This is a genomic window from Acinetobacter sp. UBA3461 (assembly GCF_002381195.1).
Lineage (GTDB): Bacteria > Pseudomonadota > Gammaproteobacteria > Pseudomonadales > Moraxellaceae > Acinetobacter > Acinetobacter schindleri.
This window is the reverse complement of record NZ_DFRO01000014.1, coordinates 22,419-45,782: the sequence shown is the minus strand read 5'-3', so window position 1 is coordinate 45,782 and position 23,364 is coordinate 22,419. Positions and strand designations below refer to the sequence as shown.

The 23,364-nt window shown below is 44.7% G+C and carries 15 protein-coding genes; 11 read left to right on the top strand and 4 right to left on the bottom strand.

Annotated features, from left to right (window positions below):
* Window positions 1-49: 49 nt before the first annotated feature.
* Both B3D47_RS02345 and B3D47_RS02340 read right to left on the bottom strand, forming a co-directional pair.
* On the bottom strand, window positions 50-4,168 hold the full coding sequence (locus B3D47_RS02345) for a UvrD-helicase domain-containing protein (RefSeq protein ID WP_286859727.1): 4,119 nt from the start codon (window positions 4,166-4,168) through the stop codon (window positions 50-52).
* The gene (locus B3D47_RS02340; protein ID WP_286859725.1) at window positions 4,169-7,876 is read right to left on the bottom strand and encodes an exodeoxyribonuclease V subunit gamma; all 3,708 of its coding nucleotides are present in this window, start codon (window positions 7,874-7,876) and stop codon (window positions 4,169-4,171) included.
* A gap of 176 nt (window positions 7,877-8,052) precedes the next feature.
* Between B3D47_RS02340 and B3D47_RS02335 the strand changes: the two genes are divergently transcribed.
* On the top strand, window positions 8,053-8,556 hold the full coding sequence (locus B3D47_RS02335) for a hypothetical protein (protein ID WP_004890494.1): 504 nt from the start codon (window positions 8,053-8,055) through the stop codon (window positions 8,554-8,556).
* Window positions 8,557-8,598: 42 nt separating this feature from the next.
* Here B3D47_RS02335 and B3D47_RS02330 read toward each other — a convergent pair whose 3' ends face one another.
* Complete coding sequence (locus tag B3D47_RS02330) at window positions 8,599-10,017, bottom strand: polyphosphate:AMP phosphotransferase (protein ID WP_004890497.1); 1,419 nt, start codon at window positions 10,015-10,017, stop codon at window positions 8,599-8,601.
* A 207-nt stretch (window positions 10,018-10,224) separates the two neighbouring features.
* Between B3D47_RS02330 and B3D47_RS02325 the strand changes: the two genes are divergently transcribed.
* From B3D47_RS02325 to B3D47_RS02285, 9 genes are all read left to right on the top strand, one after another.
* The gene (locus tag B3D47_RS02325; protein ID WP_286859720.1) at window positions 10,225-10,929 is read left to right on the top strand and encodes an FFLEELY motif protein; all 705 of its coding nucleotides are present in this window, start codon (window positions 10,225-10,227) and stop codon (window positions 10,927-10,929) included.
* A gap of 338 nt (window positions 10,930-11,267) precedes the next feature.
* A complete protein-coding gene (locus B3D47_RS02320; protein WP_004813497.1) occupies window positions 11,268-11,591 on the top strand; it encodes a hypothetical protein in 324 nt (107 codons plus the stop codon).
* A 483-nt stretch (window positions 11,592-12,074) separates the two neighbouring features.
* Entirely contained in the window at window positions 12,075-13,019 is a 945-nt protein-coding gene (ubiE, locus tag B3D47_RS02315) for a bifunctional demethylmenaquinone methyltransferase/2-methoxy-6-polyprenyl-1,4-benzoquinol methylase UbiE (protein ID WP_004890506.1), read from the top strand.
* Window positions 13,020-13,030: 11 nt separating this feature from the next.
* Window positions 13,031-13,708, top strand: a complete 678-nt coding sequence (locus B3D47_RS02310; RefSeq protein ID WP_286859718.1) for a ubiquinone biosynthesis accessory factor UbiJ — start codon at window positions 13,031-13,033, stop codon at window positions 13,706-13,708.
* Window positions 13,709-13,720: 12 nt separating this feature from the next.
* A complete protein-coding gene (locus B3D47_RS02305) occupies window positions 13,721-15,340 on the top strand; it encodes an ABC1 kinase family protein (protein WP_286859716.1) in 1,620 nt (539 codons plus the stop codon).
* Window positions 15,341-15,542: 202 nt separating this feature from the next.
* Window positions 15,543-17,027: a hypothetical protein gene (locus B3D47_RS02300; protein WP_286859714.1), complete on the top strand. Its 1,485-nt coding sequence runs from the start codon at window positions 15,543-15,545 to the stop codon at window positions 17,025-17,027.
* A gap of 67 nt (window positions 17,028-17,094) precedes the next feature.
* Window positions 17,095-18,201, top strand: coding sequence for a hypothetical protein (locus B3D47_RS02295; protein WP_286859712.1), 1,107 nt, complete (start codon window positions 17,095-17,097; stop codon window positions 18,199-18,201).
* A 145-nt stretch (window positions 18,202-18,346) separates the two neighbouring features.
* A complete protein-coding gene (locus tag B3D47_RS02290) occupies window positions 18,347-19,423 on the top strand; it encodes a patatin-like phospholipase family protein (RefSeq protein WP_286859710.1) in 1,077 nt (358 codons plus the stop codon).
* Between the two features lie 60 nt (window positions 19,424-19,483).
* A complete protein-coding gene (locus B3D47_RS02285) occupies window positions 19,484-19,801 on the top strand; it encodes a hypothetical protein (RefSeq protein WP_004890522.1) in 318 nt (105 codons plus the stop codon).
* Between the two features lie 62 nt (window positions 19,802-19,863).
* Here B3D47_RS02285 and B3D47_RS02280 read toward each other — a convergent pair whose 3' ends face one another.
* Window positions 19,864-22,218, bottom strand: a complete 2,355-nt coding sequence (locus tag B3D47_RS02280; protein WP_286859708.1) for a Tex family protein — start codon at window positions 22,216-22,218, stop codon at window positions 19,864-19,866.
* A gap of 326 nt (window positions 22,219-22,544) precedes the next feature.
* Here B3D47_RS02280 and ompR point away from each other — a divergent pair, with 326 nt between their 5' ends.
* A complete protein-coding gene (gene ompR, locus B3D47_RS02275; protein WP_004890528.1) occupies window positions 22,545-23,309 on the top strand; it encodes a two-component system response regulator OmpR in 765 nt (254 codons plus the stop codon).
* Window positions 23,310-23,364 lie beyond the last annotated feature (55 nt).

Here is a 23,364-nt window from a genome sequence, read left to right as displayed (position 1 = left end):
ACAGGATAATTTTCTGTTTCTATTGTATATATTTCTTAGTTTCGCCATTTTATGCTGACTTATTCACCGCATAATAGCCCAGAATATGATCCAATTTTTGGATAAATTCAACTTCAGGCTGCCAGTGATATAGCCCCTGTCCGGCCTGCCCATTCATGCCACGCAGATACAAATAGGTCGCTCCACCCAGATGCTGCCGGATGTCATAACCCTGCAAATTAGCGCTTAAATAGCGGTGCATGGCGACCAGATACAGGGCAGCCTGCAACCAGTAACTGGAATGCGTCATGCTGTCATGAATTGCTTCCGGCAGATAATCCTGCTGATTGGCACCGAGATAGTTACTCTTATAATCAGCGATGTGATAGCGCTGACCATCAAAATATACCAGGTCAATTGCCCCGGTCAGGTAACGTGCCGATTTGGCCTCATTAAAGTCCGGCATGATCAGGCCATAATCCGCAAACAGCTGCTGAATCTGGCGAATCTGTAACGGGGCATCATTCAAAGCCAGATAAAACAGGAATTCCGACAAAAAGCTGTGCTGATCCAGCTGGCTTAAACGAAACTCGCTCTGAATCGGTGTGTTCAGGATTTCCCCGACCCAATCATGCATTAGATTCAGCAGAATATCTTCGGATAATTCTTCAAAGAATAGATCCGCTGACTGCTGCATTAGTCCAGTCACATCAAGATTTTCATGCGTGCTTGCTTTAGGCAGCTGCCCCATTTCCTGCTCAAACTGCTGAATAAAGGCATCATCATCCAGTTCCAGAAAATAACGCTCAAACTGCGTCATAAACTGTAGAAAATGAGTGACATCTAAAGATGGCTGCTGGAAAAAGCTGTGCCATGTATGGCGATAGGCAACACTTTGGTCATGCAAGCGGATACCGGTCAACAGTTTGTAGTTGACGCTGGCCATAACATGCAAAATAGCCTCAGCTAGCGCTCCTGCTTTTAAGCTGGCATTACTGGCTACCCGTTTAAACAGAGTATTCAGGTTAATCGTGGCCTGCAGATAATACTGCTGGAAGGCCTGCTGCAGTAGCTCTAGAATCTGAAAATCCTGCTGGAACCGGTCTTTCAATTCCATCCAGATATGTGGCGCGGTATTCTTGAAACGACGGCGGATTTCCAGATTCCAGTAACTGCTATCCTGAAAATCCAGATGCTCGAAAATACTGTGCAAGAAAGTTCCGGCCACAGTACCTTTAGGAAAATTCAGCTTGATCCAGTCCAATGGCTGTTGCAGCACTTCTGCTTCTGTCTGCAGATGGATTTCATCGGCAGCACTTTCTGGGTGTTCATATAGACTGACCAGATCATCTTGCAGTACGGTTACATGCAGCTGATGTCTCGATAAAGCGGTGAAGCTGGTTTTGGTCCGTGGATAGAACTGCTGTTCCGGTAAAGGATGAGCAACTAATTCCGGTGCTGTTTGCGTCCGTTCTACCGCAATACGCGGTGGCGCTGCTGTTAAGGTATTTTCCATACAGCTGAGCGGGTGCTGGAAGACCTGCTCACCCTGCCCACGCCAGTAGGCCAGACACGAATCTGATTGACCACTCTGATCCTGCAGCATGGCGTAAACCCGATGGCTGGCACGCGTTAGCGCCACATACCAGAGACGGTGATTCTCTGCAGCATTCCGTGCTGCATTCTGCAGCTGTGCCTGTTCATGCAGATCCTCACGATTTACCGCAATCACTCGTGACTGATTCAGAATATCGTCCTGCTCATGACCGGCCAGCGAGAAGTTAAGGTTACCTTTGTTGACGTCAAACGGCGCATCAGCGCCCATCAGGAATACGATTTTGAATTCAAGACCTTTGGAGGCATGGATTGTCAGCAACTGTACGCCACGATCGCCAGAGAGCTTGCGCTCTTTTTCGCTGTCCTTGCCAGAAGGAGACTGTAGCTGGCGCAGATACCAGTAATACAGTTTCTGTGAACCCTGATAATATTCGCTTTGCTGCGACAGAATTTCGGTCAGATGACGCAGATTGACCACAACACGCTCATTATCAATGCTCTGGCTCGATACCAGATTAGTCCAGACGTCAAACAGGTTCAGGGCATAGTTCCAAGCACTCAGGAAGCCCTTGTCGAACCACATTTCCCGGATCACCTCAAAATCGGCAATAAAAGTACTTAGGCCAACTGGCTGCTGTTGCAGCTCCAGCAGCTTTTTCAGGTCAAAGCCGAGCAGACGGGTCACTAAAGCACGACGAACCTTGGCCTCATTAAACGGGTCCATGATCGCGGTCAGCACCGCGGCGACATCCTGTGCCACATTACTGGCAAAGACACTCTGTTTTGACTCCTTATAACAGGCAATTCCCATGCGTTGCAGACGCTGTTTGACCTGTTCCAGCGCATAATGTCCAAAGGACAGTACGGCAATATCATCCTCAGTTAGAGGAGCAGAACTGTCCTGCTGCTGGAAATACAGTTGTTGCTGTGCAGATTGGTTCAGTAATTCGCGGATTTTCCAGGCCACCTGATCGGCTTCATGCTCCTGCTCACCCAGCTGCATCCAGCGTAATGGATAAGGATTAGCTTGTGCGGAATCAATCAGGTCCGGATGGGGACGACTACCAGCCTGAATCAAACTATAATTAACACTTTCACCAAAATCCATCTGCCGCTGAAACAGGGCATCAACCACTTCCACCAGAGCTTTGACCGAGCGGTGGTTCTGGGTCAGGGTATATTCATGGCCCTGCTTTAAACGGACATCAGCATGTGCCTTGTTATAGGTCAGCATGTCGCCGCCACGGAAACCGTAAATCGCCTGTTTTGGATCACCAACCATGATCATACAGCCGAGCTGTACCCGCGCAGCATCTCGCCAGATTCGTGCCAGCAGATCGTCCTGATCCTGGTTGGTGTCCTGAAATTCATCTACCAGAATTAAGGGATAACGTGACTGCACAAACTGGGCAAAACGGCGCCCCTGCTTACCTTGTAAGGCTTCAGTCAGGGTACGGATCTGTTGCGAGAAGGTAGTCTCTCCCTGCTTCTGTAAAGTTTGTGGCAGACGATGCTGCACACTGCGAATCAGGTGATATTCCAGATAAGCCGTGAGCTGTTTGAATTTCTCATCCAGTGCCTGTTTCACATTGCACAGGGCTTCGATGGCACAGATCAGCGGATGGCTGAGGAAATACTGCTGCTCTTCTTCGCTACAGCTTTTGGTAAAACGCTGCTTGCCTGGCTGAAAATCAGTTTTATTACGCAGCAGATAACATAACTTCAGCACCAGCTTGCACAGCTCAGGATCAAAGAAGCACATCCCCTTCTGTTCACTCAGCTGTACCGTCCAATCAGAAAAATTGCTGCAGATTTCCGACAGTTTTGCATGAAAGTTTTTATGAAAATATTTCGGGGTTTCGGTGCAGTAAGTCTGCATCTTGAGCAGCTCTGCCGGACTGATATTGACCAGCTGCTCAATACAGGCATCTAGTTCACCCAAATCCCATTCTACCTGGCGGACTGACTGGAAATGATTGGCGCTAAAATTGAGTGCATCACGTACCAGTCCCACATAGTGCTCAGGGGATTTAAGCTGGTTCTGTAAATACATCTGGTTAATGACATACTGCGGCTGCTGCTGGATCCATTCCCGTAATACATCATGAATCAGCTGCTGAATATACAGGTCCTGATCTTCAGTCAGCTCAGCACGTTCAATCCGACCACTTTCAAAGGCAAATTCACGCAGCAGCTTCTGGCTAAAACTGTCCAGCGTGCCGACAAACAGTTCATCCAGTTGGTTTAGTACCAATCCCAGACGACGGCGAGCGTAGTCCATACGACCGCCATAATCTTGCAGCACTTTCTGCAACAACGGATCAGATTCCTGCTCGATTTTTTGGGCCATTTCTACCGAATTGAGATGCTGATAGCGCTGGATATAACGCAAAGTTTCTTCCACACGTGCGCGTACCCGACTTTTCAGTTCAGCTGTTGCCTTACGGGTAAATGTGGTCGCAATGACCTGATGTGGATAGTATTTATCCAGAAAAATCCGTACCATCAGGCTAGATAGGGTATAGGTTTTGCCGGTTCCTGCAGAAGCCTCGATCCAGTGCAGACCAGTAAAGGCCATGTCCTGAATTGGATTGGTTGAAATTTTATGCTGCTGTTGAGGGGCCATGGTCATTTATTTTACCCACTCTAAATGTTGTTGAATCGGAGCATACAAGTCATAGGCAAATTTTAGCAGACTATGCTGCAACGCCTGCTCTGGATCCTGATCCTGCAAAATGAACTGCCAGTCCTGATGCAATACACAGGACTCATCCGAACTCAGTGGGCGGGTACTTTCATAAGTGTTGTTCCAGGCCGCCAACAGCTTATCCAGATCACCAATAATCATTTGACCCTGCTCATTGGTTTCCCATTGCCAGTCTTTTTTCAGAATGAGCTCAGCCGGTAACACTACCGGTTGCTGCTGACCTGCTTCCCAAGCCTTAAACCAGTGAGTCAAATATTCTTTAGCCTGAGAAGATGTCACCTTGCAGAATTTTACGGTCTTGTTACTGAACAGCACAATTCGTTCCAGCTCTGCGCTATAACTGTCATCATTTAAATAGGCCAGCCAGAGCAGATATTCCAGCCAGACATGCGCGCGACGGCGCTCTGAGGCTGAAGCGGACTGCATACTCAGCCAGTACGACGCATTCGGTTGCTGCGGCACAGTAATCTGCAACATCAGATCAGATGAATAACGATAGTTTTGCTGCGTGGTACGAGTAATCTGTTTGTCCAGTTGCTGTAGGCGCTGTTGCAGCAATTCCTGTTCCTGCTGGGTACTCAGCCAGGTTGCTTCCTGGGTTTTTCCGACTGGCAGACGATCCAGCATCAACCGGGTATCTATTTCCTGTTCCTGCTGCTGTAGAAAATCCCGTACCTGATATTGCTGCAATTTATCCAGCAATAACGGTTCCTGTGCCGCGGGCAAGTCTTTATATTTCACACTGGAAATGCCAACACTTTTCAGGAACAGACGTGCCGGGAAGATCATGTCCCGAATCCATTCATCGCCATGCAGAATCCGAATCTGCTCCTGCTGTACTGGCGGACAATGGGTATTAATCCAGCTGCGACGCTGCCCTTCAGCCTTGCAAAGAAAAGAAGCCACATCATGCCACTGATCCTGAAAACGTGGGGTACGCAATGTACTAAAACCAACTGGATCAAAAGGCTGTAGAGGATGCACATGATAAAGCTGCTGGATATGCGCCGCGACTGGCAAGCTATTCATCTCGGTCATCACATCGACATCTGCATCTGGATGCTCGGACTGGCAGATCAGGGCAATATGCTGGATCAATTCCTGTAATGACGTGGATGGATCACGCACTTCTCCATCATTCACATCAAAGCCGTTGTAGAATAGCCACAGATTTTCCTGTGCTAACAGCAAGGCATCCAGAAATGCACCCTGATCATCATCCAGACGGGAGCGGTCACCGAGCTGTGGCTTGAGAATGCTCATCAAGTCAAACGGTAGCTTCTGATTTCGGCTCGGGAATTTGCCAGTATCCAGATTCAGCATCACCACCAGCTTATAAGGCAGTGGACGAATCTGGCCAATCTGGCTAAAGGTAATTTGCCCGGTCGGTTCGGCCTGATCCAGCTGCATGTCCAGGCTATTCTGGATTTCTTCCAAGACATAAGGCAATGGTAAGCTCAATGCCACCAGTTCCTGAATCGCATTTGGATCATCCTGATCATGATAATCGGCCAGCGTCAGCATACGCATCTGCTTTTCAATGATTTCTGCTACGGTTTTTAATGACTCAACCCCATTGCTGCGGAATTCATTCACGTCCCGATTTAGATATTCCAGCCAGGTTTTTACCGGTGTACGCTGTCCCTGCTCATGCGCATTCAGCCAGCCGCGACGTTCATTGAAATCCTCATAAATCTGGATCAGGATAACAATCAGCGGAAAATCACTGCTGAGCACTTTGGCATAACTGAGAGTATCTTCAAACAGCTGATGTTCTGGCACCGCCATGCCCAGTACCAAGCGATCCAGAGCAAAGCGGAAGCTAAAGCGGTAATCTTCATCACCTTCATATAACTGTTGCTGTAAATGCTGCTGATCCAAGCCGCGTTTAAAGCCGGCATCACTGAGCAGCTGGATGATGCGTTCCACTTGTGCATAGTCCAATGCATAGTACTGCTGGGTCGCACTTAAACTCAGCCAATCGGCAAAATCTTCAATACTAAAACGGCGATGCATCAACTGTATGCGGCCCAGCACGGCACGCCAGGCATTGCTGACATCCAGACGGGATACCCCGGATATCTGGATCGGCAGATAAATATTGTTTTTGCGCAGACGGGTCTGGCCGCCTTCTCGTTCACGTGGTGGTGGGGCAAAGACACTACGAATCGCCGGTTCCAGTTCTTTCAGGTTTGGACTCAATACCAGGATATCACTTGGCTGACGCGGTACTTCTTTTGTGCCCTGAGCCAGCCAGTGAATGATTTGTTCGCGCAGTACTTCCAGTTGGCGTAATGAAGAATGACAGACATGGATCTGTACCGAGCTATCGTCTGGCTTCAAGGGATAAGTATGCCGCTCCGGTTCTACCAGATACAGAATATCCGACTGGATTTTTGCCAGCAGATGGTCCTGATAGTCATCCACAAAGGCATCCGCCCAATGTCCTTCCTCACCCGAAGACAGTTTGGATAATAGAGAAAAGTGATCCCGTGCCTGCTTACCAAAACGGGTCAGTAAAGGATGACGTGATTCACGGTCTTCAGCATTAAAGTTCAGCTGGAACTTTTTCCAGAATGCAGCAATTTCCTCATCACTCGGCTTGGCTCCACGCGACTGTTCATATTTGCGGATAAAGCGTTCCTGTACACCCAGGTCATAGCGCGCCTTCCAGCTCGGATCGACACTATCCGCCCAGTATTCCTGTGACGGGTTAAAATGGAAAATATAAATCTCGATGTACTGACCCAGACGGCGTAAGAAATCCAGCTGGGCCGGTGGCAATTCCAGCATGCTAAAGACCACCACCTGGGATGGCAGCTGCTTTAAGGCCTGCGTTCGGGTTTCCGGATTTTCAATGCGTTCCCAGTACAGCTTTTCAATTTCCAGGATTTTGGCATAGTCATCCTGAAATACGTTTTGCCACAGCCAGCGCTGCCAGGCTTCCAGTTCCCGCGCCTGAATTTTGACGAAATCTGCTACCGGAATTTCCTGGCCATTTTCATCTTTGGGGATATATAGCATCTGCTCTATTTCTAAAGGCAGATTCTGTCCCCAGTTGTTCAGCCAGTTGGTCGGGCAACTACATTGTTGCGGCGGACAATTGCGTGCGCAATAGCCGCGATAGTCCATATAGTGGCTAAACAGGCGCGATACCTGTTCACAGACCCAGTACAGCATGCTTTGCTTTTTAAGCAGGCGCTCATTCGGCTGTTCCAGACGGTCAGCGCTGTCATAAATTCGCTTTACAATCGAATACAGCGGATGCTGGGATTTGAGTGGAATTTCATCCGCCAGAATGGTCTTACGCAGCGCCTGAAAGACTCGCCACTTAATGATGATACGTGGAATATTGGCTTCACGGACCTGCTCCAGCTCTTTCTGGCTATTTAGCACCCATTGATAAGAAGTCCATTGAAAAGCACGAATTCGGTGGTGAAATTGTGTATTGGCACTGATGCCCTTTTTCTCGGCAATTTTCTGGGTGAGCCAAGCTTCAACTGCGGGCGAAGGCACAATGAAATGCTGCGGCTCAAGCACCTGAAAAGCAGTTCTTTTCTGCTGACTCGTAACCAGCAGCATGCTATCCAAAAGCACATCAATTTTCTGACTTTGAATAACATGAATAGCCATGAATTCCCCAAATTAAAAGAAAGCAGCACTACAAAACAATAAAGATTATTTACTATACACCCTGTTCTGTCTATGTCACTTTTAATCTACACTTAAGTAGAAAAATTTCTTTTAAAAAAGCATCTTATGGATACTTTTTTAGAAAAACAACAACAGGAAGCTTTAGGTAATCGCCCATGAAATTAGACAAATTTCCCGATCAAATTGATCCAAGTTTAAATCTAGAACAGATCCGTGAAGAATGCCTGGAGCTGATTAAGAAGCGTGCCTATATGTCTGCAGGTGCAGCCGTGATTCCGGTACCGTTTCTTGATGTCTTGATTGACGTCGGCATCCTGTCACAGCTGATTCCTGAAATCAATGCCCGATTCGGCTTGGCACCAGAGCAGGTCAGCGTATTTGATCCAAAAACCAAACAGGTTCAATGGGATGAATTACGTAAACGCGGCGTACAATTTTCTGGTTTTGTAGTGGCACGTACGGCGGTAAAAAAATCCATCAATAATGTTGCCGCAAAATATATCACCAAGCAAGTGACCAAATTTATCCCGCTCGGTGGTCAGTTAATTGCTGCAAGTTTAGGCTACTTCGTAATGAAAAAAGTTGCCGAGGCACATGTGGAAGACTCTTATAAACTAGCCAAAAATATCCAGCAAAAACAGCAAGCTAAAACAGTATAATTTTGATTTAGAATCATCTTATTTAAACGCAGCTTGGTCGTATTAACTTACGCCAAGCTGTTTCAGTATAGTCTTCAAGATTTGTAAACGCGCGCTATCTTTATCATCGGTAGCAATCACATGCCATGGCGCCTGATCGGTGCTGGTATGCTCAAACATATCTGCCGCTGCCTGCAAATAATCCTCCCAGCGTTCACGGTTACGCCAGTCTTCATCAGTGATCTTGAAACGCTTATGCGGCGTCTGTTCACGCGCCTTAAAACGTTCAGCCTGTTCGTCCTTGGAAATCGCTAGCCAGAACTTGATAATCACGGTTTGCGCCTCAATCAGGTCATTTTCAAACCGGTTAATTTCTGCATAAGATGCCTGCCATTGCGCAGGACTAATCAGTTCTTCAATCCGTTCTACCAGTACCCGTCCATACCAGGACCGGTCAAAAATCGTAATCTTGTCTTCCGGCTGTAACCTAGTCCAGAAACGCCACAAATAAGGACGGCGCAATTCATATTTTTCCGGTGCACCAATGGTATGAATTTCATATTCGCGTGGATCAAGCTTTTTCACCAGCCGCTTGATTGCTCCCCCTTTACCGGCTGCATCCATCCCCTCGAATACAATCACCACATTACGTTGATCCATACGCATTGCACTGGCTACCTTGCGGGTCAGTTTCTTGAGTTCGTCCTTATAGGTATTCTGATCCACCGGCTCCCGCGAAGGCTGCAGCAATGCTTCAGGAATAAATGCCGGGGACCATGTCTTACTTCCTTTAGCAGGATGATCCGGACAGTGTTTCAAGGCCGCAAGAATAGTCTGGGCAAACTGCTGGTCACGCAGGGTTTCATCTTCACCATCAATGATGATCCAGTCATTGGTAAAGCGCTGACGCAAACGCTGGATCGCGTCATATTGCTTACGACTGCGCCAATCCAGACCGTGTAAACGATGCCAATGCATCTCACTTGGATCAATATCATCTAAACGTTTTTGTAAAGACTTCCAGGGCAGATCAAACCAGATCTTGATCACATCAACATGGTTATTTTTCAGATCCTGCTCAAAGGCACGCATCTGTTCAATATAATGATCAAACATGCTTTCATCTATAGGATTCGCTACATGCATGGCGGTACTTAGCAAATCTGTGTACCAGTTACCAAACAACACCATGATCTGTCCTTCAGCCGGGATAAATCGTGCATAAGGCTGCCAGAAAGTCTGTCTTTCATTCAGGGGCCTTGGCTGGTCTGCTTTTACCCGCAAATAACGCGGGTCAACCCATTCCCGTAATTGCTTAACCGCTTCCCCTTTGCCGGCCAGTTCAATTCCATTGACCAGTACGACTACACTTTTAGCATTCTTCTGTCCGCGTGTATCTTTCAGGGCATATTGCGCATCGATAAGCTGTAACGATAATTCATTTTCTTCAATCAATTGAAATTGTTGCTGTTCTGTAGACATAACCTGTTCTGTTTTTCTTGTTCCTGAATACAGTATAGACAGGCTTCTTGCCTGGTGAATAGCGATCGCTACGATTTTTAAACGATCTTTTTTGTCGAACTTTTCAACAAATTGACTTCAAATCCTGTGCAACCGGTCAATTTGTCATAGCGCGCCATCCTAACTCGTTCTAAGATTCCCACATCCATAATCATATTTGAACTTCCCATGTCCAAACTTGCGGTTTTAGACGATCTTCTGGAACGTTATTATCAGCTGAACTATCACAAGCAACCGGAACTGCAACAACGTCTGCAAGATGTCCAGCTCTGGCAAAAAGAGCGTATGCAACGCACTCATGCCAAGCAGTTTGCAGAAAAGCAAAATGTGCTGATGTCAGAATATTTCCTGAACCGTCTCTATGGTGGACCGGACTTCGATGCGCTGGCAGAACAGATTGCCCGCTTGACGCGCTATGCACATAAGGCAGAAAAGCTGATTCCGGATAATGCGATCAAGACCGGCACTCACGGAGTAGAGCTGGCCATTCTTGCGGTACAGCTTGATGAGCAGGTGGCACAACAGTTATTGGAAGATTATCATCCAGCCGAATCACTGACTGATGAAATTATGCGTCTGACCTATTTAAAGCTGGATCAGAGCCAGGATCGCCTTAAACAGTTAGCTATGCTGGATCAGCTTGGTACTCATCTGGATAAATATATGCGGTCTTTCATTGTGCAGGCAGCATTTAAAATGTGTAAAGGTGCCGCAGAAAAATACCGTTTTGAAGTCATGTATGAGTTTATGCAGGATGGATTTCTGGCGATGAAACCACTTAAGTCCGCAGAAAAGTTTGTACGTGAATTTACGGCAACTGAGCGTAATATCATTGATCGCGTGCATGCTGGCGATCCACAGCCTTTCCGTTAATTCCCGACAGCTTAAAAAATCTGAAAATATCACCTCAGGATAAGGCTGGCATCTGCTTGCCTTATTCTCTTAACCCAATCAACCAGCTATTTTAAATCGTAGTAATTTCATCGATACAAAAAAATCACGTCTCAATAAATAGACAAAATAATGGTTCCAAATCCCTAATCGTATCAATCAGTTATAGTCTTTAATAAAGTTATAAAAATTATGCAAAATTTACAGAAATTAATCTGTTTATGGTCAACGTACTTGATCGGCTTACGTGTTATCTAAGCCTCCGTATATCTTGATTCTTTATAGATGTACCCATGTCAATGAATTTTAGGAAAAATGTAATGGGGTACAAACAGTTATCTATTCGCGGCACTGTACAAATAAACCTGAGACCTTCAATAAACAGTTATAAAATTGATGCTCAAGATATACAGATTGAAAGCCATAAGTCTTTAGATATTTACGGTCAGGCGATGCTTGTTCATGATCTGAAATGCAAGTTAAAGATAGGCTATTTTCATATTGTGATTACTACAGATAAACAACGGATTATCTCTGTTGAACGTGGGGATTATGCACTCGGAGATGGTCTTTATTATGAACTGGATCAACTGTCCATTCGCTATGGTAAAAACCAGTTCATCCATAAACTGGACGAATCTTAAAAATTCTGGATACAAAATGAAAAACCCCGGCATCCTGCCGGGGTTTTTCGTATTGGTTCGCTTGGTATAACTCCTGTCGTACCTTACTTTCCTTGTATTTATCTATTTTTATTCTTAGAGGGAACATCCTGTTCCTGATGAACTTATCATATGAAATTTCTACCACTATAAAATAGTTGCTAAAAACCTGAATCAATGTAAGCAAAAACCTACAAAGAATTGAGTAGGTTTTGACTCGCCATTTAATTAAGCTATGGTGCACCGCATCAGCAGGAAGATATAAAAATTCAGAACGTATATCATGACTTTTTATCATCAATTAAGATCGATTTTTCGGCTGAGATTTCAGCTAAAGACGCATTTTTCTGTATATTATTCATAACAATTGCATGATGATTGCTGTATAACATCTTAGAATCTGTCATTATGCAGTCCATGCACGCATGCAAGATTAACCCCATTGATCTGTTAGGAGTGACTCCAATGTCCAATGAAAATACTACGCCTACCCCTACAGCTGAGTCGGCACAACAAACAGACAAAGTGAGCCCATTCTTAACTGCACCGTTACCACAAGGTGCCCCACAAGGTCAGCAACAGTCTCTAGAACAACGTCTGACTGATACACCTGTCACAGGTAGCATACCGAAATATAATCTGCCACGTGGGGCGAATACCGGTAATGTCGGTCCAACCACTCACTTCGGCTATCAGACTGTCAGCAGTGAAGAAAAGGCGCAAAAAGTCGCGGAAGTATTCCATTCTGTAGCCAGCAAATACGACATCATGAATGACCTGATGTCTTTTGGTATTCACCGTCTATGGAAACGTTTTGCCATTAACATGTCAGGCGTGCGCCGTGGTCAGCATGTGCTGGATATCGCCGGTGGTACGGGTGACCTGGCCAAAGTATTCAGCCGTGAAGTTGGTCCAACCGGTCATGTAGTGTTATCTGACATCAACGAATCCATGCTAAATGTGGGTCGTGATCGCTTGATTGATGCGGGCTGTACCAATGTTGATTTCGTACTTGCTAATGCCGAAACTTTAGAGCCATTTGCAGATAACAGTTTTGACCTGTTAACCATTTCATTTGGTCTACGTAACGTCACTGATAAAGATGCTGCACTTGCTTCGATGTACCGTGTGCTTAAGCCAGGTGGCCGTCTTCTTGTTTTAGAATTTTCTAAACCAGTCTTTGAGCCATTCTCGAAACTGTATGACCTGTATTCGTTCACGGCATTGCCAATCATGGGTAAAATCATTGCCAATGATTCTGAAAGCTATAAATATCTGGCAGAATCGATTCGTATGCACCCAGATCAGCGCACCCTAAAAGGCATGATGGAAAATGCCGGCTTCCAGAACTGTGATTACCATAACCTGACGGGTGGTATCGTTGCCGTTCACCGTGGTTTTAAACTTTAAGGTTCCCATTCATGTGGTCAATTCTGGCACTTGGTGCCGTTGAACGTGTGATTCACCATTTCATTGATCTGGATGCGATTACCCGCATCCAGTTAAATGCATTGGCTGGCAAAATGCTACGTGTAGTAATTACCTCACCGCAGCTTTCTGTAGATGTATTCTTTGATGATGGCAAGGTTCGCCTGGAACCAACAGCCACTGGGCATACTGAAGCTGCTTCGATTTTTGAACAGCGGCCTTATGAAACCGGTACTACACAGATTTCCGAAGCCACTGCGACTTTACAAGTCGATAATGTCATTAGCCTGCTGAAACTGCTGCTTTCAGATGAAATAGGCAATATTCCGCTGCAAGGTGATTATAAGTTATTGCAGGAAATCCAGCGCATTATGCAACAGGCTGAACCTGATCTGGCGACTCATTTAAGCCCATGGATCGGACCAACCCTTGCGCATGAAATTGGCAAATTGCAACTGGCACCCAAACATCTCAAACGCAGTCTGCAAAGCGGTCTGTTCTTTATGGAAGATACGCTTAAAGAAGACAGCGATCTATTTGCTGCACGTTGGCAAATGGATGATTTACAGCAAGATACGCGTATACTCAATCAAAATATTGATCGTGTAGAAGCCAAGATTCGTCAGCTTCAGATACAGATTGAAAATCAACAAGATTCAACTCAAAACTAGGTACACCACTTTATGATTCCGCATGTTTCACGTTTACTCGAACTCTGGTGCATTGCCGCGCATTATCGACTCGATACGTTGTTTCCTGCGGAAGAACTCCCAGAAAAAAGCCGTCATATCCTGTCCCTGATTCGTATGCATCCGGCTGCATGGTCCAGCCGAGAGCGTAAAAATCCTCTCAAGCTGAAAGAAGCTTTAGAGGAAATGGGGCCACTGGCAATCAAACTGGGCCAATTGCTATCTACGCGTCGTGACCTGATTCCACCTGAAGTATTGCAACAACTGGTCTTGCTACAGGATCGCGTCAAGCCATTCGACAATGACGTGGCTAAAATGCGTATTCAGGAATCGCTGAAAGCCGATGTAAACACCCTGTTCGCCCGTTTTGATGCTCAGCCACTTGCTGCTGCATCAATTGCACAGGTGCATACTGCTGCTCTGCATGATGGCCGGGAAGTGGTAGTGAAAGTGACCCGCCCAAATATCCGTAATCAGATTTTGCAGGATTTCGAGATCCTGAGCTGGCTGGGTGATTTTCTGGAAAAACGTCTGGAAGCAGCGCGTGCCTTACATTTATCGGAAATTATTCAGGATTATCGTCAGATCATTCTGAATGAGCTGGACCTGACTCTGGAAGCGGATAATACCCGCCGGATGCGTCATTATTTCACCGGCTCCAGCATGATGTATGTGCCTGAAGTCTACATGGACAGCAAGGATGTACTGGTCGCAGAACGGATTACCGGTGTACCGATCTCGGATATTGCCACCTTTGATGAACTGGGTATGGATCGTGCTGACCTGGCACGTAAAGGTCTCACCATCTTCTTTACCCAAGTATTCCGGGATAACTTCTTCCATGCCGACATGCATCCAGGCAATGTCTTTGTAGAAACCATTAATCCGGCCAATCCGCGCTTTATCGCACTGGACTGTGCGATTATGGGCGAGCTATCCAAACATGATCAGATGACTGTGGCGCGCATGCTGCTGGCGGTCATGAACAGCGACTTTATGCAGCTGATCCAGATTGTACATCAGGCGGGTTGGATTCCACCAGGTACCGATCAGGATGCGCTGGCACGCGAAATGCGCCGTACTGTAGGGCCAATGGTCTCAAAACCAATGCATGAACTCGACTTTGCCGGCATTCTGATTCAGGTCATGGACATTGCCCGTCGCTTTCATCTGGAAATTCCACCGCAACTGATGTTGTTATTGAAAACATTAGTCCATGTGGAGGGCCTAGGCACTGACCTATATCCGGAACTGGATATCTGGATTCTGGCCAAACCGATCCTGACCGACTGGATCAAGGCACAGATGAATCCGCAGAAAAATCTGAAAGAACTGGGACAGAAAATCCCGGATCTGCTTTTAGGGGCGCAGGATTTACCAACCTTGATGATCGACAGCCTGAACGGTCTAAAAAACCAGTCGGCCTGGCATGCCAAACAGCTCAATGAATTGCAAAGTATGCGCCTGCAAATGGAACATCAGCAAAAACGTAGCTGGATTTTTGGCAGCATCATGGCCATTTTGCTTTCAATTGCAATTATTTCACCATGGTTTGTGTCAGTGATTCTGATTGTGCTGGCAAGCATACTTGCTGTCTGGCGGATAATTAAATAATTATTGTATTTGAATAAGTCCATTTTTAAATGGGCTTATTTTTTGCTTTATCAATATATAAATTATTTAATAGTTATTTTGTAAAAGATATTTAATAGCTCTAGATTTAATTCACATTTTTATTTATTTTTTAAGCAATTATTTGTATAACGTACAGCATAATATATAAACATCACATTTTCAGGTTTAGGGAAATATCATCATGATGAATCACACATTCAAATTAACTGCATTAGCACTTACAACCTCCTTACTCGCTGCTTGTGGCGGTGGTGGAGGTAGTGGAGGTGGTTCATCAACACCATCTGGAAAAACTTTTTCTGGTGTCGCAGTCGACTTCTATTTAGAAAATGCAACAGTTCGACTTGATGATTGCAACAACTATACTATTACAAATGCTACAGATAATAATGGTAAATTTAAGTTTACATTACCTACAGGTTGTACTGCATCAGCAATTACAATTACTGGTGGTATAGATACTGTTACCAAAAAAGAATTTACAGGTACATTAAAAGTCAAAAGTCGTAATTTAGAAAATATTAATAATGCGGTTGCTAGCCCACTTACAACTTTAGAAGCAATTTTACCAGAAGAAGACTTTAAAGAAGTTCTAAAAAACCTTGGTTTCTTAGAAACAACAGACGTCAGTTCATTTAACCCAGTTACGCAAGGCTCAGCAGAACAATTAGCTACTGTTTTCTTAGTTCAACAATTATTAACACAAATTGAAGACGCAATTGAAGAATCTGGAGCATCTGCAGATGCAGCAACCTTAATCGCTGCAGAAGCGCTTGGAGAAGTTCTTAAAAATGAACCACTGATAAGTAATGGCGTTTATGACACCAGTTTATTTGCTGATATTGTTGCTGAAGCAGAAGAGCTTGTTCCATTTACAATTGATACTACAAGTATCGCGAATAATGTGACAGCTATCTCTACTGCAATATCAACAGTTGGATTAAGTGGAAATGGGTCTGCGCTTGTGGATGCGCTTACTAGTCCTACAAATTCTGCCCTGCTTGAGGTTATTCAAGAAAGTATTCCAGCAGCACCTGTAATTCCATCTTCTGAGTTTACCCAACTTGAAATTGGTGGACGTTCTTTAGCAGAATTCAAAAATTCTTCTGAAGCAACTCCTATGTTATTAGCAAAAGAAGAATTTTCTGGTATTCCAACAATTAATTTAACTCTTGCACGTCCTAATGTTAATGTACCTGAAACAGCCAAAATTGGTCTAGAGGTTAATGCCGGGCCAAAATATCTTAGTCTGGTTTTGGATTCAGTAAAAATTTACTTCAATGGAGTGGGACTAGCTACTAAAGCTGTACTGCCTGCAGGTTCTTCTGTAAAAGTTCAATCTAATGTTACTAAACTTGGCAGTTATAACAATTTTACAATTACTCCAAATACAGATATTGAATTAACAGTAAACAATGGTGTAATTGACTTAGGATCATTCTCAGATAAGAGCGATTCTCTTCAATCAGCTTTTAATACTTATTACAATGAAGTTGTAACAGTAGGGGCCGCTCAAGTGAAAACTTATGTTAAATTAAGTAGCTATACGGCAAGTCCTAACCTGGGTATTAATCAAGTACCGTCTGCAAATGTTTTAGGTACCGTATTTACAAATGCTTATTATGTAGAAGGCTATTTCAAATTTAACCCTGTAACGACTCCTTAATGACATAAAGCATAAAGCCAGTGTTACACACTGGCTTTTTTAACAAATTCACTTGGTGATTAAAATAGTGAAAAAAATATTTTGTACTTTTGTATGTACATCTGCTTTTAGTATTCCTGCTTTAGCGACAACAGATTATTTATTTACTCAAGCAAAGTCATTAGCAAAGACTGATACCAAAGCATCTATTAGTCTAGGTATTGACATGGTTAATGATACTGTTGATATTTTTGATATTCGGGATTCAGAAGGAGTTAAGGGTGATGCTGGAGACTATAAAGGTTTCCATATTAAAGCTGATTACCAAATTTCGCCTCTATTTAATATAGAAGGTGCTTACTGGCATCGTGAGATTGAATATGGAAAAGATAATAATGAGATTCAAACTCCATATTTAGCTTTAACTTTTAGCCCCGAAACGTTACAAACTTCTAAGTCCGCATTTGATTTAAAGCTTAGTGCTTGGAGTAATATATCAGACAATATTAAGAAATCTGGATCAACCCAAGTCGGTAATATTAGTACCCCTTTGCAAGATATTCAGGTTGAAGATATTAAAGATTTACAGTTCCAGCTAGATGGCATTTTTTCCCATCAAATTGACTTTATGAATCAAATCAATTTATTCACAGGTATTGGTTATAGCAAAGTCAGTGTAGAACAACTCAAATTTCAGGCAACCCATGAAAAATTAGGGATGAATGGGTGCTCAGCAAATGTCACCGTATCTTCTAATAATCAATATACTGCGATCAGTACTCCACAATGTGATGATCTTTTTACAATCATTGTAGAAGGTAATGCCCGAGACTTCGGAGTTGATATTCAAAAAGACCTTAATTACGACAGTTACTATGCTTCTCTAGGTGGCTCATGGAATTGGCGTTACCGTCAATTCGAAAGCCAGCTCGCTTATCAATACCAACGTTTATGGCGCAAGGATATTGATGACCGAATCAGCAATTTTGGAAACTCACCGATCAAGGATAACCATACTTTTGGTGCCAAGTTTAGTTATGATTTTACTCCAAAGCTGACAGGCTATCTGCAAGGTCAACTGTTCCAAAACAACCTCGTTGGCTATGTACCTTTTCTGTATAACGGTGTCACAGCATCTCGTTTAGATAAACGCTATGGACTGGCATCTATCGGAATTCAATACCACGGTTTCTAGTTCCAAAAAGCCTGATTTGTTCAGGCTTTTTTATTTGCTGAATGTCATATGACTCTAAAGTCACCTTAGGGCACATCTTGCCATTGGGTCCAAAGGCACAACGCTTAAAATAAGCCCTCACTGGTCGAATATGGGTTAAACCTCTATGCAGATTTTACAAAAACATGCCCCTGCCCTGAAAATCCGTGCCGGGCACCTGGCACGTGAGCTGATTCTGCAACAAGGTTTACAACCCGAACAGGTGGATATTGTTCCTGGGGCTGCAGGGGGCCCGAAAGGTATCGGTATTCAGGGGTTGGATCAGGCAATTTTTGGTGATTTTTTTCTACGTGCTCCTCAGCGTAGAACCCTGGTGGGTTCTTCCATTGGCAGCTGGCGTTTTGCCAGTATTGCTGCTCATGGTGCTAAACAAGGAACCGAACGCCTAGCTGAACTGTATACCAACCTTTACTTCCATAAGAAAATGTCACGTTTGGAAGTGAGCGAAGTCTGCCGCGGCATGTTATTCGACTTGGTCCAAGGCAAAGAGAATGAGCTAGTTAATCATCCAGATTATCATCTGACCGTGTTGTCGATTAAAGCCCAACACATTTTCCAGAGTGACAAAGCCTTACCTTTACTGGCTTCTGTAGCCGGAATTGTCGGGGCGACTGCAGTTGCACGCAAGCACAGCCGTCATTTTATGCAACGGGTCATCAGCCAACCGAATATGGGTGAACAGTTTAAAATCGCTGAAGATCGATTTACCACGCATTACCATACCCTGACTGAACAGAGTGTCCTGTCCTGGCTAATGGCATCTGCCTCTATTCCGGGGGTGATGGCGGCAGTAAATAATATTCCGGATGCACCGCAAGGTTATTACCGCGATGGTGGTTTAATTGACTATCACATTGACCTACCCTTCCAGAGCAAAGGCATTGTACTGTATCCGCATTTTACTGACAGCATTACGCCGGGCTGGTTTGACAAGTTATTTAAACGCACCTCAAATCCGGAAAATCAGGCACGCACTTTGCTCATCTCTCCTTCTCGGGAATATCTACAAAGTTTGCCTTTGGGACGTTTACCGGACCGCAAGGACTTTACTTTAAAAGGTTTAGATCAAACCCAGCGGATTCAGCTCTGGAAGCAATGTATTGCTGAAAGCCAGCGTCTGGGTGATGAATTTCTGGAACTGGTCGAGAAACAGAATTTTGCCGACCTGATGCAAGCCTTGTAATTGGCCGCAGCTGCCCGATTATTTGTATAATTGCCTTAATTTTTTGAGCTGTTGAGATTTATGCAGAAGTTTTTAGTGGTCTTGCAATATGCCTGTATTGCCTTTGGTCTTTATCTGATTTATAGCGTTGGCATGTCGCTATATACCCAGCAATTTGAGCTGATGGAACTGGTGGCCGATATTGGTACGATTCTGATCTGTATCGACTTGGGGGTGTTTTTATATACCAGTAAAGGTAAGTCTGGAATTAGCATGGAAGAATATGCAAAACGACTGGAACAGCCACCGTCGAAACTGGTTTATGTGACACGAAAACTGGGGCATCTGGGTATTTTGCTGATCATCACTAGCTGGATTGTGCCGATGATTAACTCATAAGAGTGTTCAAATAAAAAAACCTCCCGATTGGGAGGTTTTTTTAAATTAAAGATATCTGAAAATTATTTAGAACCTTTAATCCCAGCTTGTAATAATAACGCACCCAAACCACCAATTTTTTGCTCTTGTGGTTTAGCCACTTGCGGTTTCTTGCCCTGAGGACGCTCACCTTGCGGACGTGCTTGCTGTGGACGTTTGCCTTGAGGCTTACGTTCACCACGTGCTTCATTGTTTTCACGGCGTGGTTGACGTGGGGCTTTTGCCGGAGCTGCAGAACCTTCAGGACGCATCGACAAATTCACGCGGTTACGTTCAGCATCCACATTCAAAACACGAACTTGCACGATTTGACCAGGTTTCACCACTTTATGTGGATCAGCGACAAATTCATTGGCAAGTTCAGAAATATGCACTAAGCCATCTTGATGGACACCGACATCGACAAATGCGCCGAAGTTAGTCACGTTGGTCACTACACCTTCCAGTTGCATGCCTTCAGTCAATTGTGCAACTTCAGTGATATCATCACGGAACTTGGCGGTACGGAATTCTGGACGCGGGTCACGACCCGGTTTTTCCAGCTCTGCCAATACGTCTTGAATCGTCGGCAGACCGAATTGCTCATCTACAAACTCTTCAGGATTTACCTGACGAATGATTTCAGTATTGCCAATAATGTCTTTTACAGTCGTGGCTTTCGCTTCAACAATTTTGCTGACCAAAGCATATGATTCAGGATGCACTGCAGAAGCATCCAGTGGCTCAGAGCCATCTAGAATACGCAAGAAGCCCGCAGCCTGTTCAAAAGTACGTTCGCCTAAACGTGGCACTTTTTTCAACGACTGACGGTTATCAAAACGGCCATTTTCCTTACGGAAATCTACGATCTGCTGTGCAATCGATTTATTCAGACCGGCGATATAACCCAAAATTGCAGAAGATGCAGTATTGACATCAACACCCACCGAGTTCACGCAGTCTTCTACCACTGCTTCAAGGGTTTTCGCCAGGCCAGTCTGATTCACATCATGTTGATACTGACCTACACCAATCGATTTTGGATCGATTTTCACCAGCTCAGCCAGTGGATCTTGCAGACGGCGTGCAATCGAAACCGCACCACGGATCGATACATCCAGCTCTGGAAGTTCTTGAGAAGCCAATTCAGAAGCAGAATAAACAGAAGCGCCTGCTTCAGACACAGAAACACGGGTCAGTTTCAGGTCACTGTTTGCTGCCATCATTTCAGCTACTAGCGCTTCAGTTTCACGGCTTGCCGTACCATTACCAATCGCAATCAGGTCAACATTAAACTCACGGCATAAACGCGCTAGCTCGGTCAGTGAACCTTCTTTATCATCTTTTGGAGCAAATGGATAAATGGTGCTATGTGCCAGAACATCGCCAGATTCATTCACGACTGCCAGTTTCACACCGGTACGGATACCTGGGTCAACGCCCAGCGTCGTACGCGCGCCAGCAGGTGCAGAAAGCAGTAAGTGACGTAAGTTTTCCGCAAATACGTTCATTGCTTCAGATTCAGCAGCCAGACGTTTTTCAGTCAATAAAGAATGCTCAATCGTCGGGCGGACTTTACCCAGCCAGAACAGTTTCGCAGTCTGTTTCAGGAAATCCTGACGAGACTGGGGCTGAATGGCATCCAGATTATATTCTGTTTCAATACGTGCCAATGGAGCATCGTCTTCGCCATCCACTTTCAGGCCCAGGACATTTTCCTGACGGCCACGCAGCATTGCCAACAAACGATGCGAAGGAACTTTGTTCAAGTTTTCAGAGAAATCGAAGTAATCACGGAATTTTTTGCCAACTTCTTTTTTCTCATCAGAAGCAACCAAACTTTTTAAAATGGCAGTTTTTGCAAATGTGGCTTTCAGCTCAGTGGTCAGCGCAATGTTCTGTGCCCAATCATCAATCAGGATGTGCTGGATCGCATCCAATTGGCTTTCTTGATCTGGATAATCTTCATGGCTAAAGCCCGCAAGTGCTTCGGCAGGATCAACCGCTTCAGCAAAGATTTTTTCTGCAATCGGACCAAGACCAGCTTCTTTGGCTTTGAATGATTTACTGGTACGTTTTGGACGGTACGGCGCGTAAATTTCTTCTAATGCATTTTTGGTTTCTGCCGCATTTACCCGCACCAATAAATCATCAGATAATTTATCTTGTTCTTTGAGTGATTCAATCACCTTTTCACGGCGCTCATACAAATCACGCAAGTATGATAAACGCGTATCGAGCTGGCGTAGTTGCGTATCGTCTAAGCCCTGCGTTACTTCTTTACGGTAACGTGCAATAAATGGAACACTGGCACCTTCATCAATAAGTTTGATGGCAGCTTCTACTTGAGTTGGACGTACGGCAAGTTCTTTTGCCAACTGCTGAACTAAGTCAGTCATCGTGTTTGATCCCACAAGGATAAGTACTAAATGGCATGATTATAAAGACCAGGCCTATAAAATCCACAATTGTTTTTATTAATTTATCTTTATGAATTATGACAGTGTTGTTCAATATTTGAAGAATGACGTTTAGATCCAGGCAATGACTCCCTCATATTTGCGAAACTTTTATCATTTACCTGTATATATTTGGTATCCATCCCTTGATTTTAACTGCAATTTTTGTTGCTTTAGAGCATAGTCAATCGCTATAAATGAATCGTATACTCAAGACATCTATTAGTTTTTGTTTAAGACGACAATAAAGAATAAAGGAGCACCTTATGAGTTTAGTTGTACCCGCTGAAAAAACCGATGCAGTACATACCGAAACCGATCGGGTAGAACGCATTCTGGTTGTCGATGACGATGTCCGTTTACGTACCTTGCTGCAACGCTTTTTAGAAGATAAGGGTTTTGTGGTCAAGACTGCGCATGATGCTACTCAAATGGACCGACTGCTACAGCGAGAACTGTTTTCTCTGATCGTGCTCGACTTTATGCTCCCTGTTGAGGATGGTCTGAGTATCTGTCGTCGTTTACGCCAGTCCAATATCGATACACCAATCATCATGCTGACAGCACGTGGTAGCGACTCGGATCGTATCGCAGGACTTGAAGCCGGTGCAGATGACTATCTACCAAAGCCATTCAATCCAAATGAGTTATTAGCACGTATCCGTGCCATATTACGTCGCCAGGTGCGTGAAGTACCAGGTGCGCCAAGCCAGCAAATGGAAGTGGTCAGCTTCGGTCCATGGTCACTTGATCTTTCTACCCGCACATTGACTCGCGAAGGTCAGGTGGTAACCCTCACAACAGGTGAATTTGCTGTATTAAAAGCCTTAGTACAGCATCCACGTGAACCGTTAACACGTGACAAGCTGATGAATTTGGCACGTGGTCGTGAATGGGGGGCAATGGAACGTTCGATTGATGTGCAAGTGTCTCGTCTGCGTCGTCTGGTAGAGGAAAATCCGGCTCGTGCGCGTTATATCCAGACCGTATGGGGTGTGGGTTATGTCTTTGTTCCAGATGGTGCTGAATAAGAAAAACTATAAAGGGATAAGGATTACCTTCGTCTATTGTCTCTAAATGCCATTC